The sequence below is a fragment of the Pedobacter cryoconitis genome, assembly GCF_003259615.1.
Lineage (GTDB): Bacteria > Bacteroidota > Bacteroidia > Sphingobacteriales > Sphingobacteriaceae > Pedobacter > Pedobacter cryoconitis.
Genome location: NZ_QLLR01000018.1, coordinates 22,546 through 36,383 on the forward strand (window position 1 = coordinate 22,546; position 13,838 = coordinate 36,383).

Below are 13,838 nucleotides of genomic sequence, written 5' to 3' on the forward strand. Positions count from 1 at the left end.
TTTATAGTTGTTAAAACTTAGTTAATGGCACTTATTTTTTCTATTTCAAAAGCTGCTTCATTCAATTGCTGAACAGTATTGAAATATTCACCACGGATTTGGATAGATTGATTGATTAAGATCACCCAATCCAGGTAACCGATTTCTCCTGCATTCAATTTATCGGTGGTAATGGTAATTATTTTAGAGGCATTGGGTAGAATTGAGCTTTGATAAGAGGTGATTAGTCTGCTGTGCTGCGCATAAATTTTCAACGCATCTTCCATCCTGTTATTCAACTCCTGCTCGATCACAGAAAATTCCTGTTCCCGCTGCCTGATCAATACATTCGAGGCTTTGATCCTGGAACGCTGCGCACCAAAAAACAGGGGAATTCCAACACCAATATTCACAGAGGAGAACCTTTTGCTTTTATCAAAGTATAAATCGTTGCCTGAAGTGGTAGTCTGCAAGCCTACAATACTGGCGTTACTGTAACCGACATTTAAGGAGGGCATGAGTTTGCTTTTTTCTAATTTGTACTGCTGCTGAGAGAGCAGGATCTGCTGTTGTTGTAATTTCAGCGAAGGATTAGCTGCAATTTGATCAGCTGCTGGCAAAGAAGCAAGTTTATATACTACACTATCGGTTTCAGGAACCAATTTCTCCTGACTGTTCAGCAACAGGTTAAAGCGGTTCAATAAGACCTGGTAATCTGTTTTTAGAATTTCCAGCTGGTTAGAAATTTGCGAACGCTGATTCCTTGCAGTTACGAGTTCCAGTGCGTCTACATCACCTGAATTAAAGCGTTGTTCAGCTTTCTTCAAAAAGTTACCATAGATACTGTCTGCCTGTAAGAGTAATTTGCGTTTATTTTCCAGCACCAATAAGCCATAATAAGTAGATTTGACTCTTGTTTTCAGCTCCAGCTGCTGTTGTAATTCACCAGTTTCACTTAGCTGGATATTTGTTTTATAAATAGCCGACTGCCGGGTATATACTGAAGGGAAATCGATGCTTTGTGAGATCGAAAACCTGTTATCATTATTTAAACTGTTATACTGACCAAATTCAAATCCTGCAGTCGCTTTTTGAACATCAAAGCTGCTTTTTTTCAATTCCCGGTGATAGTTGGTTTCCAATATAGACACCCTCAGGGCTTTATTATTTTTTAAGGCACTGTCTATCGCCGCTGGCAAATGTATTTTTTGCTGAGCGGTTGAATGGAAGCTGATAAAGAACAAGATAATTACGGCAGCTATTGCTTTTTGCGGCCTGAAATATTTGAACCCTTTTTCAAAGAGTATGTAAAGCATAGGTAAAACGAATAGTGTAAGTAAAGTAGAGACAATTAAACCACCGATCACCACGGTAGCCAGCGGCTTCTGTACGGCACCACCTGCACCAGTACTGATCGCCATCGGAATAAATCCAAGGGAAGGAACCAAAGCGGTCATCAGAACGGCCCGCAGCTTTGATTTGGTAGCATGTATCACAATACGTTTAACATCTGTCCAGCCCTCTTTTTTCAAACGGTTAAATTCAGTCACTAAAAGGATCCCGTTTAAAACAGCGACTCCGAATAAGGCTATGAAACCTACTCCGGCAGAAATACTAAAAGGAAGATCTCTCATCCACAGTGCCAGAATCCCGCCGATAGCTGATAAAGGGATTGCAGTATAAATCAGCAGTCCTTGTTTTACTGAACTAAAGGCAAAATACAGCAGCAGAAAAATAAGTAAAAGCGCTATAGGCACCACAATACTTAATCTTGCTTTGGCAGCAGTCATATTCTCAAAAGAGCCTCCATATTGTATGGTATATCCTTTATTCAAATGAAGATCTTTTCCAACCTTCTGCTGCAATTCTTCTACTATAGATTGTACGTCTCTGTCTTTGATATTAAATCCAATAATAATTCTGCGTTTAGTGTCTTCCCGCTGAATTTGGTTCACACCTTCAACTTCCTCCACTGAAGCAACTAATGATAATGGGATCTGGCCTCCGGTTTTTGCCGGAATCTTCAGGTTACGTATGTCGGCGATATTCTTGCGTGCCCCGCCGTCTAACCTGACCACCATATCAAATCGCTTTTCTCCCTCATAAACCTGGCCTGCTACCTGTCCGGCAAAAGCGGTATTCACCACCCGGTTTACATCACTCACATTCAAGCCGTATTTAGCCATGCCTTCTCTGTTATATTTCACGACAACCTGGGGCATCCCGTTTACTTTTTCTTCATAAATATTAATGGCTCCTTTGACGGTCTGAATAATTCCGGTTAAACGGTGGGCATAACTGGCAAGGGAATCCAGATCTTCTCCAAAAATCTTACAGACCACATCTTGCCTTGCTCCTGTCATCAATTCATTGAAACGCATTTGAACAGGAAATTGAAATCCAACTGTAATACCCGGAACAACTTCGAGCGCTTTAGTCATTTTCGCACTTAATTCCGGAAATGATTTAGCGGAAGTCCATTCTTTTTTGTCTTTAAGAATAACCATCATATCCCCTGCTTCAAATGGCATCGGATCTGTAGGGATTTCAGCACTCCCGATCTTGGTTACTATTTTCTGAACCTCCGGAAACTCTTTTAAAAGAATTTTAGAGGCCTTTTGTGTCGTTTCAATCGTGTTATTTAAGTTACTCCCGGTCAATAGCCTGGTTTCAACAGCAAAATCACCTTCTTCGAGCTGAGGAATGAATTCTCCGCCTAATCTGGTCAGTATAAATACAGCAACCACAAATAAAGAGAGTGTAATCAGGATGATAGTTTTAGGAAAATGCAATACTTTGCTTAGCAGTGGCTGATATTTTCTTTCCAGCCATGCCATCAACCTGTCAGTCATGTTTTTTTCATGCTTCAGGTTTTTACTCAGGCATAAGGCCGACATCATCGGAACGTAGGTAATGGATAAAATAAATGCACCCAGAATGGCAAATGCAATCGTAAATGCCATGGGTTTAAACATCTTTCCTTCGATGCCTTCGAGTGAAAGAATTGGTAAATAAACAATCAGAATAATGATCTGGCTGAAAACAGCCGATTTAATCATAGAGCCAGTAGATTTACCAACCTCTTTATCCATCTGTTCCTGACTGATATGCCCTGCTGTTCTAAATTGTTTGGAATGTACAAAGCGGTGTAATATCGCTTCAACAACGATAACGGAACCATCCACAATCAGTCCGAAATCTATCGCTCCCAAGGACATCAGGTTTCCTCCGACTCCAAATTTATTCATCAGAATAATTGCAAATAACATAGATAGCGGAATAACTGAGGATACGATCAGCCCTGCTCTGAGGTTACCGAGAAAGAATACAAGGACAAAAATAACAATCAATGCGCCTTCTAATAAATTGGTTTCCACAGTATGAATAGCATTGTCCACCATTTTAGTCCGATCGAGAAAGGGTTCAATAACGACTCCTTTTGGCAGCATTTTCTGTATTTCAGCAATCTTATCTTTAACTCTTTTAACCACTACGGAGGAGTTTTCTCCTTTCAGCATCATAACTACAGCACCAGCTACCTCGCCCTGGTCATTGTAGGTCATTGCGCCATACCTGATTGCAGCTCCGTATTGAACAGTGGCCACATCTTTCATCAGTAAAGGAGTACCATTTTCTAATGTTTTAACTACAATCTGCTGTATGTCCTGGGTAGTTTCAGTAAGGCCTTCACTCCTGATATATAACACAGTAGGTCCTTTTTCGATATAAGCGCCTCCTGTATTTTCATTGTTTCTTTCTAAAGCTCCAAATACGTCGGCTATAGTAAGATTGTGGGCTTTCAATTGTTCCTGGCGAACAGCAATCTCATATTGTTTGAGTTTACCTCCGAAACTGGAAACTTCCGCGATACCAGGCGTTCCTAAAAGTTGACGGCGTACAATCCAGTCTTGAATGGTGCGGAGTTCTGTAGCATCATATTGTGCTTCATATCCTTTAAGTGGCCGGACCACATATTGATAGATCTCACCCAGTCCGGTAGAAACCGGGGCCATTTGAGGAGATCCTACGCCTGCAGGGATCTCTTGTTGTACTTGTTGTAATTTTTCACTGATCTGTTGACGGGCCCAGTAAACATCGGTTTCTTCATTGAACACAATGGTAACCAGGGAAAGTCCAAAACGGGAAAAACTTCTGATTTGTTTAAGACCGGAGATACTGCTGCAGGCCTGCTCGATAGGAAAAGTAATCAGTCTTTCAATATCTGGAGCGCCAAGAGAGGGTGATACGGTGATCACCTGAACCTGGTTATCAGTAATATCCGGAAGTGCATCTATGGGTAATTTGGTGACCTCATAAGTACCCCAGCCAATCAGCGTGAATACAAAAAGACCAATGATCAGCTTATTCTTTATAGAAAAGCTAATAATCAGGTTAAGCATAAGTTATAATTATTTTAAAAAAAACAGGAATACATCAGTGCTATGGAAGTAATATTTCCATAACACGCTAATAAAAGCCGTTTAAATGGCTTCTGCGGAATTTTAAAAGAAGAAATTATACTCTGGGAGGTCTGAACAAGTTGTCCAGTGCAGGATTGCACAGCCAGTGTTGCCCGGGTTTAACGCGGGCATCCAGCAAAAAGATATAGTGTTGTTTAAATTGAATAGTTTTTGAGAAAGAAATGGCCTGAGAAATATGTCCCTGGCTACTGATCTTTTTAAATGGCAGTTTCATATCCTCATCGTCATCATTATCGTTCAGGTCTTCACCAAAATAGTGCATGGACAGAAAATCGATAATTCCAACCTCACTGTTTTGCTGATGGTGCTGCTGAAAATGTGAGACAAGATGGGGCAGTTTGAATACTTCAGAAAAAGAGGTATTCAGAAAAAGAATTGGAAATAGTACGTATAAACAGACCCTTTTCACGTCGTAAATATAGACAAATCATCACCATTCAACATCGTGTGAAATTAATTTGCAAACTTAAATAACGTTAACTAGTATTGTGTTAAATTATTTTCGCTCACCTCTCAATCTTAAACTGCCATAAAAATGGACTTTGCCACTGCTACTTTTAAAAATTTCGAGAACATTGAAGGCCACGATATATATGCCAGGGCTACTGTTTTCGGCAATTTTCTGCAATATATGAAGGATAACGGCCACATGAATTACCGTCTTCAGAATTTCTCAGGCTGCGGGCCGGAAATGTGTGTAAAAACTTCAATACATCAGAATGGCTTTGATTACGTGAGCTTTGTTTCCAATGATTACCTGGGTTTTACGCAACATCCAAAAGTAAAAGCTGCTGCTATACAGGGCATAACAGACTTCGGTACGGGTGCAGGTGCGTCACCTTTAATTGGCGGGCATTTTTCTTACCATGAGATTTTAGAAGAGAAAATTGCAGCTTTTTTTAAGCGGGGTAAGGATTCATCAGTTATTTATACTACAGGTTATACAGCTAATAGTGCTACTTTAATGAGCCTTTTACAGAAAGAGGATTTAGCGATAGTGGATATGGCTGTGCATGCGAGTATTTATGAGGGCTGCATTTTAACAAATACAAAAACATTTCTTCATAACCATATGGAGTCTCTGGAACGAATTTTAAAAGCCGCCAGAACGCAATACAGAACTAAACTGGTCATTGTTGATGGTGTTTATTCTCAGGATGGTGACATTGCACCTTTAAGGGAAATAATCAGCCTGGCGAGACAGTATGGGGCCTATGTAATGGTTGATGATGCACATGGCACCGGAGTATTGGGCGCGACCGGAAGAGGTGCTTTGGAACAGCTTGATCTGCTGCATGAGGTAGACCTTATTTCAGGAACTTTCAGTAAAACTTTTGCGAATATCGGAGGGTATGTGATTGCAAATCCCGACCTGATCAACTTTCTTAAGTTCCAGTCCAGACAACAGATCTTCTCAGCAACCAGTACTCCTGCAGCAGCGGGCATTATTAAAGCGATTGAGTTAATTGATGAAGAGCCGCAATGGCAGTTAAAGTTATGGGAAAACATCAATTATTTTAAGAAAGGACTCCTTGATATTGGTATAGATACAGGCACTACCGGATCTGCCATAATTCCTGTGAAAATCGGAGATCCTCATAAAACTGGTGACGCTGGCAAGTTATTGCTCAAGGCTGGTATCTATACAAATCCAATATTATATCCTGCTGTAGCCAAAAAAGATGCCCGGATAAGGATGAGTTTAATGGCGACCCATACGAGGGAACAATTAGATAAAGCCCTGAGTGCGTTTGAATTTGTAAATCAAAAACTTGATATTGCAGGACAAAGTGCATAAGATGGTCAGAAAAGTTACCGAAGGACCGATAAGAAATAAGGAGAAAACCAGGCTGAAATTATTAAATGCTGTTGGTGAAATCATAAAAACCGAAGGCTATAAAGGTTTGGGGGTAAATAATATTGCTACTAAAGCCAAGGTTGACAAGAAGCTTATTTATCTTTATTTTGAGAATGTTGACAAGCTTGTAGAAACTTATGTAAGGCAGAAGGATTATTGGAGTGCCTTTTCTGAGGGTATACAAGGGTTAATTGAAGCACATCAGGGCAACTTCGGCCAGGAGCTTGCCAGCCAGATTTTAGTTGACCAGTTTAACTTTTTCCTTGATGCAGAAGAAATGCAGAAGGTCATTCTTTGGGAAATCAGTGAGAAGAATGAGTTAATGCGGGAAATTGCCGATGCCAGGGAGGTTTTAGGAAATGAACTTTTTAAGCTTACTGACCCACATTTTGGAGGGACAGACGTTGATATAAGAGCTATTCAGGCGATTTTAATTGGAGGAATTTATTACCTGGTTTTACATGCAAAGTCAAACGGCAGCACATTTTGTGGTCTTGATATTAATGAAGTACCTGATCAGCAAAGAATTATCAAAAGCCTGCGCCAGATTGTTAAATGGAGCTATACTGAAGCAAAAAAATAGTTAACCGAACCTCTCCTCTTCTTCTATACTTCCGCCCCACTTTTTCTCTTCCTTACCAGTCTCTTTTGATTCATTTCAAATGATTCCTACTCCTGTTTGCTCTTTTTTATACCATCCTGATTTCCTTGTATACTAAATCAAACTATTCAGCATTGATTAATTAGCCATATATCAGATTCTATTATTCACTAATAGGTGAAATATCCTTAGGAATATCAAAAAATAGTCTTTATTCTTGCACATAAGGATTAACAAATAACTTTTAAGAATATTAATAAAACATAAAGAGAAATGTAAATACCTGAAAAATTCAAAAACTACCTACCTATTTTAAACTATTAAATTTTACAATTATGCACATTATTGATCTTCAGCATGAGGAGCTGCGACATGACCATGTCTCTGCTATTTCCACATCAGTAGCCGAGAACTTACACAAAGACAAATTTGGATGTATTGTTAAAAATACTTCTGTCAATTCACTGGATCTTTTTAAATTGATTTGTAATGAGGTGGGTTCACCAATCACAGAGCAATATTTCGAGGTATCCAGTGAGGATGACTATTTCCATGATGTTATAGCACATTTATGCCTGAATTCAGCTCATATAGATAATAAGCCAGCCGTTTTATGCAATGTCGATAAAATTCTGACCAGACTGACTGAAATTGACATCGACATCCTGAGCACACCAATATTCGAATTTAGCTCGGGCAAAGCTGCTGTACTCACTAAAAAAGATGAGGAATACCAGCTGCGCTATAATGGGGAAACGATTAATACAACTACGCTATTACATATTGCTAAAGACATACTCAAAAAGCTTGAAGATATAATCCATGAAATGGGAGAGCAATATTATTTGAATGAGGGAGACTTTTTAGTACTTAATAACCATAGAATTGTGCATAGTAAAACCAACTTCTCAAATGACAATGGACGACAGTTTAAAAGCGTCAGATTGTATTATAAATAAGGACCTGTTTAAAAGCTGGGCAAACAAACTGATTGGATATATTATTTAACTTTATATAACATAAACAACAAAACAATGGATGAACAGGAAGTTTGCAGCCATATTACTGCTATCAAAAACGTCAAATTAAGTAAAGATTATGTTTGCGAAGAGTGTATTAAGCAACATACTGAATGGGTTCATTTACGGGTCTGCCAGACTTGCGGGCAAACACTTTGCTGTGATGATTCCCCGGAAAAACACATGACTAAACATTATCATAAAAGTAAACATCCGGTAATTTCATCTGCTGAACCCGGAGAACGCTGGTTATGATGTTACCCGGACGAGGTATTTGTAGAATATTAATGAGTTGCAGAAGGGATATTGCTATCCGTTCTGCAATTATTTTAACGCATCACAGGCGCTGCCAGCTCCTTTGTTTCTCTTGTTTATTTCCTTCTCTTTCTTCTTCAGCCAGGTAACAATTATTGTTATTAACAAAGCGGCTTTTCTTATCTGATCATTTTTCTTTTTGGTTTATATAAAGATAAAATCATGGCATATCAGCAGGATTTATTATCTTATTTTCCGATATATATTAACCTAATAATTAACCAAAATCAATAAGAAATGAAGAAAATTATACTCTTATTTCTGATGACCGTTTTATTCTTTTCCGTGCAGGTAATGGGGCAGGAAAAAACAGTATCAGGAAAAGTAACTTCAGCAGAAGATGGACTACCACTCCCTGGAGTGACTGTCAAAATTAAAGGAACGGCTTTGGGTGTGATGACGAACACGGAAGGAAATTATTCTATCAAAGCCAGGCCGGGAGAAATTATGGTATTCTCCTTTATTGGTTCGATGAATCAGGAACAAGTGGTTGGACCAGCAGCTATACTCAACGTTAGCCTAAAACAAGATTCAAAGGGATTAATTGAAGTGGCTGTAACCGCTTTCGGGGTAAAGCAGCAGGTACGCGGGCTGGGTTATGCCACACAAAATGTAAAGGCAAAAGAAATCGTAGAATCTAATCAGCCTAATATTGTGAACGCGCTGCAGGGAAAAGTCGCGGGTGTACAAATCAATAATTCAAGCGGTGCTCCGGGCTCTTCAGCAAGTATTAATATCCGTGGCGGGTCTTCGCTAAGTGGAAATAATCAACCGCTTTTTGTAGTAGATGGTATTCCCATTGATAACAGTACACCTGTTTCCCAGGGAGGATTAGCTGCAAGCGCAGCACCGGCTTCAAACAGGGCAATTGACATCAATCCCGAGGATATAGAAAGTATTACGGTGTTAAAGGGGCCTGCTGCTGCCGGATTGTATGGCTTACGGGCAGCTTCGGGAGCCATTGTAATTACAACTAAAAAAGGGGTTTCCGGGGCCGGCAAGATTACCTATTCAACTAATTTCTCTTTTGATCAGGTTAACAAGCTGCCTGAACTTCAATCTGTTTATAAACAGGGAGAACAGGGCATTTCCAATACAGTTGCTACTGGTTCATGGGGTCCGTTGTTAAATCAGGGAGAACCTGTTTACAATAATCTTGGCGATTTCTTTAAAACCGGATTCTCACAAACTCATGATGTTTCTGCAAGTGGTGGCAACGAAAAAACCACCTTTTTTGCTTCTGCTGGTTTATTAGATCAGAAAGGGATTGTAGAAAACACCAGTTACAAGCGCAAATCATTCCGGTTGAGCGGCGACAGCAGGATTTCAGATAAACTAAAAGTTGGCGGAACGATGAATTATGTAGAATCTGACCGGAAATATGTGCTACAGGGTAGTGGTAATGGCGTGATGGGCGCTGCACTGTGGCCAACAAGTGACAACATGAGTATTTATTTAAATCCAGATGGTAGTCAGCGCACGCTTACTGGTATAGACAATCCGTATTGGAGCCGGAATTATAAACCGGTTACTGACAAAATAAACAGGATAATTGCCAATGGAAACATCGTATATGATCCATTTTCTTTTCTGAATGTAACTTATCGCTTAGGAACAGATTTCTATAATGAGAAGTTTAAAAGTATCAGGGGAGCGGGGACGACTGTTGTTGGTGAAGAAAAAGGAGCTATTTCTGAAGTCGCTTCAACCAACCAGATCACTACTTCTACCCTGCTGGTAACGGGAAAGAAAACCTTTTGGGATGATTTCAATACTAGCCTTACCCTTGGACACAATCTTGAATCAATGGCGTATGAAGGAATAACAACAACGGGACTAGGCTTCATTGACCCTACATTCAATTCAACAAATAATACACTGCCAAACACAAGAACAAGTATCAATACGGTTACCAGAAGGAGAATAATGGGCGTTTTTGCAGATTTGAACCTGGATTACAAAAACCTGGTCTATCTGAATTTCCGTGGGCGTAATGATTGGTCATCTACGGTCAGAAAAGATGCACGTTCATTCTTTTATCCTGCAATAAGCACCTCTGTCTTGTTCTCTGAGATCTTAAAAGTAATGGGCCTTAAATCAGACGATCAGGTCTTTTCATTTGGCAAGTTCAGGGCCTCGTGGGCAAGGGTTGGTAAAGATGCTCCTCCTTATGTGCTGGCTACTACATTAGGCACAACAACAAATAGTTTTACAATAAACCCAAGAGGTTTTATTATCAATTCGGGTGCATATTATGGAAACCCGCTGCTTCAGCCTGAGTTTACTAATTCGTTTGAAATCGGAACCGATATTAGATTTTTCAAAAGCAGGTTAGGGCTGGATGTAACTTATTACAATTCTACTTCAGATAATCAGATTCTTGGTACGCGCACAACGCCTTCCTCTGGTGCATTTCTGGCTTATCTGAACGGAGGTTCTATTAACAGCAGAGGTGTTGAAGCAATATTAAATATCCAGCCTGTTGCACGTCAAAATTTCAAATGGTCTGTAGATCTGAATTTTGCAAAGAATAAATCAACAGTAAAATCATTGCCGGGCGAATTAGACAGAATAGAATTATCGGATGCCTGGGTTGCAGCCGGAGGTGCTAATGTAGCACAGGCTGCTGCATTTCTAAATGGTTCTTTATTCGGCATCAATGGTACGACATGGAAAACCAATAGTGAAGGGAAGTTGCTGTTAGATAATAATGGAGCTCCCCAGGTAGCACCTGCACTAAGTATAATTGGTGATAGAAACCCAGATTTTACTGCCGGGATTACCAATACTTTCACTTATAAAAACCTGTCTTTATCTTTTATGATTGATATAAGACGGGGTGGTGATATTTTTAATAACACAGAAAATGCCATGGTTTATTCAGGTACCAGTAAAAAGACGCTGGACAGAACGTCAAGGGTTTTTGACGGGATCATTGAGTCTACAGGACTGGTCAATACAAAAAGTATCAACCTTGATCAGAATTATTATCAGACTTTATATGCCAAACAAGGATACGATTTTGTGGAAGATGGTAGCTGGTACCGCCTTCGCTATGCGACAATAAGTTATAGTTTTCCAAAAACAAGTATTAAGGGGATTGGACTATCCAATTTACAGGTTTCATTAACTGGCCGCAATTTGATCCTGATCACGAATTATTCGGGCGTTGATCCAGAAGTTTCAGGGAGCGGAGCGGGAGTGAGTGGCTCAGGTTCATTTGGGTTTGACAACCTGGGTATCCCGGCAACGAGAGGATTTGATTTGGGTCTGAGGTTATCATTTTAATATTATCAATCATGAAAATACTACATATAAAAATTATTTCGATTTTAAGTTTTGCTGTTTTAATGCTGAATACCTCCTGCAAAAAGTATCTGGATGTAAATACAGATCCAAATAATCCAACCTCGGTTTCTGCTGCTAACCGTCTGGTTGGTGCAATAACGACGACTAACGGGGCTTCAATGTGGCGTGGTTCCAGAGAAACTGCTGGATTAGTACAATATGGCACCACACAGTTAAATACTGGGACCAATAGAAATGCTGAACAGTGGCGCTATACGGCATCCTATGTTTTCTGGCAAAATGCGTATGTGTATACGATGCCAAATTGTGTCGATTTAATTAATTTGGGTGAAGCTGAAGGCAATCCGCATTTCACAGGAGCGGGCAAAACACTGCTGGCTTTAAATTTAGGCATGTTAACAGATCAATATGGATCAATTGTGGTCAATGATTTTTACAATGGAGCTTCAGGTATCAATCTTGTTCCTTCGTTTGATGATCAGCAAACTGCTTATCAACGCATACAAACTTTACTGGATGAAGCTATTATTGCTTTTGACGGAACAAATAAAACGGCTGCGCTGAATTCTAAAAACGGAGATATTCTTTACCAGGGTGATGTAAGTAAATGGAAACGTTTTGCTTACGCCTTAAAAGCACGCTATCTGAATCATTTAACAAAAAAAACGGCGCTTTATAATCCGGAAAAGGTTATAGAAGCTTGTGAAAAGGCATTTAATGCAGATGGAATGGACGCGCAGTTTGACTATATCGCAGGTGCATTACAAACTGATGAAAACCCATGGTCAAGCTGGGGTGGTTTTACCAGTACTACAGATCCAAGATACTTTACATGGAGCCAGTTTTTTGTAAATATGTTAACCAGTTTCCCGGTAACCAACAACATTTACCAGGACCCGCGCATCACCAAAATTATGCGCCCCGCAGCGTCGGACGGAATATACAGAGGCTTAAGGTCTGGAGGTGCCCTTGCTGGTGGCCAGGGCATATTGGCAGATGGGTCAAATGGGGATGCAACTAAAACTGCGGTTGCTGATTATGGAGCCTTTAGTAAGAGTGGTTATTATACAAGCACAACTTCCCCATTTCCTTTTATCACTTATTCTGAAGTGAAGTTAATAGAAGCAGAAGCCAAATTACGTTCTGGCAATACGGCTGGCGCTTTAGCAGATTATGAATCAGGTGTTAAAGCGAATATGAGAAAACTGGGAGTGAGCACGCCTGACATCAATAGTTATTGGGCGGCACAACTGAGCGATGGTCTTGCTTTACATTTTTCAAGCCTGACACAAGGACTAAGCCACATTTTCCGTCAGAAATATATAACGCAGTGTTTAAATAGTGAGACTTGGGTAGATATGCGCAGAATGGATTATAGTAAAGAGATTTATGGCCCGGGACTTAAAAAACCACTGAATATCAATACAACTATTTTCTCGCCAAATGATAGTGATCCATGGATACAGGCTATGGTTTATGAAACTAATGAGGCGACACGAAATCCAAAGAATGTAGCGGATAATTCTGAAAAGACCCGGTTACTAACCCCTCTTTGGTGGAATCAGCCATAATTAATATTTTTTTTTATAAGTATAAGACTCTGATAATAGTGGAGTCTTATACTTATAAAAAATCGTTTTATCAGTAAAAAACTACAGACAGATTTTTACACTATCCCCCTATTGATTCTATTTTTTCACAGGAGTTAGTTCCTACCTCATTATGAAATATGTTATATTTGATTCATCATCTACCTGCAAATAAATTTACACTAAGCCAATAATTCTATTTATGAACTCGCATCTGGATCCTACTGATTTGGGAATATTAAATCTTCTGCAGGAGAATGGGAGGTTAACCAATAAAGAACTCGCACATCAGCTGAACAGAACATTTTCTCCGATTTTTGACCGGAGAAAAAGACTGGAAGAAATGGGGTATATTAAGAAATATGTTGCCATTCTGGACAGGGAAAAAATAACGACTTCCCTGATTGCCTTTCCACAGATTGCACTGACCAGCCATAGTGAGGATGCTTTGGCATTATTCCAGAAGACCGTCATTGCTTATACTGAAGTTCTTGAATGTTATCATATTACTGGAAAGTATGATTTTATGTTAAAGATTATCATTCCAGATATGCACGCTTATAATGCTTTCCTTCGTCAAAAGATTGCTCCGCTTGAAAATGTTGGTAATGTACATAGTTCATTGGTGATCTCGCAGTCAAAAGCCGAAATCGGGTTACCTTTATAATTGGCAATTATAGTGCTGGG

General features: G+C 39.6%; 9 protein-coding genes. 7 read left to right on the plus strand and 2 right to left on the minus strand.

Annotation, left to right across the window (positions count from 1 at the left end; genetic code table 11):
* Positions 1-17 precede the first annotated feature (17 nt).
* Positions 18-4,379, minus strand: a complete 4,362-nt coding sequence (locus LY11_RS16445) for a CusA/CzcA family heavy metal efflux RND transporter (RefSeq protein WP_111634742.1) — start codon at positions 4,377-4,379, stop codon at positions 18-20.
* 115 nt (positions 4,380-4,494) lie between these two features.
* Positions 4,495-4,869, minus strand: a complete 375-nt coding sequence (locus tag LY11_RS16450) for a hypothetical protein (protein ID WP_111634743.1) — start codon at positions 4,867-4,869, stop codon at positions 4,495-4,497.
* 126 nt (positions 4,870-4,995) lie between these two features.
* Between LY11_RS16450 and LY11_RS16455 the strand changes: the two genes are divergently transcribed.
* From LY11_RS16455 to LY11_RS16485, 7 genes are all read left to right on the plus strand, one after another.
* Positions 4,996-6,258: an aminotransferase class I/II-fold pyridoxal phosphate-dependent enzyme gene (locus LY11_RS16455; RefSeq protein ID WP_245952806.1), complete on the plus strand. Its 1,263-nt coding sequence runs from the start codon at positions 4,996-4,998 to the stop codon at positions 6,256-6,258.
* 1 nt (position 6,259) lies between these two features.
* Entirely contained in the window at positions 6,260-6,901 is a 642-nt protein-coding gene (locus LY11_RS16460) for a TetR/AcrR family transcriptional regulator (protein ID WP_111634745.1), read from the plus strand.
* Positions 6,902-7,254: 353 nt separating this feature from the next.
* Positions 7,255-7,878 carry a Fe(II)-2OG oxygenase family protein gene (locus LY11_RS16465; RefSeq protein WP_111634746.1) on the plus strand — a complete coding sequence of 208 codons (624 nt, stop codon included), beginning with the start codon at positions 7,255-7,257 and terminating at the stop codon, positions 7,876-7,878.
* Between the two features lie 75 nt (positions 7,879-7,953).
* Positions 7,954-8,193 (plus strand): UBP-type zinc finger domain-containing protein, encoded by a 240-nt coding sequence (locus LY11_RS16470; protein ID WP_111634747.1) that lies wholly within the window; start codon positions 7,954-7,956, stop codon positions 8,191-8,193.
* A gap of 297 nt (positions 8,194-8,490) precedes the next feature.
* Entirely contained in the window at positions 8,491-11,541 is a 3,051-nt protein-coding gene (locus tag LY11_RS16475) for a SusC/RagA family TonB-linked outer membrane protein (RefSeq protein ID WP_111634748.1), read from the plus strand.
* An 11-nt stretch (positions 11,542-11,552) separates the two neighbouring features.
* Positions 11,553-13,133 carry a SusD/RagB family nutrient-binding outer membrane lipoprotein gene (locus LY11_RS16480; RefSeq protein ID WP_111634749.1) on the plus strand — a complete coding sequence of 527 codons (1,581 nt, stop codon included), beginning with the start codon at positions 11,553-11,555 and terminating at the stop codon, positions 13,131-13,133.
* A gap of 220 nt (positions 13,134-13,353) precedes the next feature.
* Positions 13,354-13,818: an Lrp/AsnC family transcriptional regulator gene (locus LY11_RS16485; protein ID WP_111634750.1), complete on the plus strand. Its 465-nt coding sequence runs from the start codon at positions 13,354-13,356 to the stop codon at positions 13,816-13,818.
* The last annotated feature ends 20 nt before the right edge of the window (positions 13,819-13,838 follow it).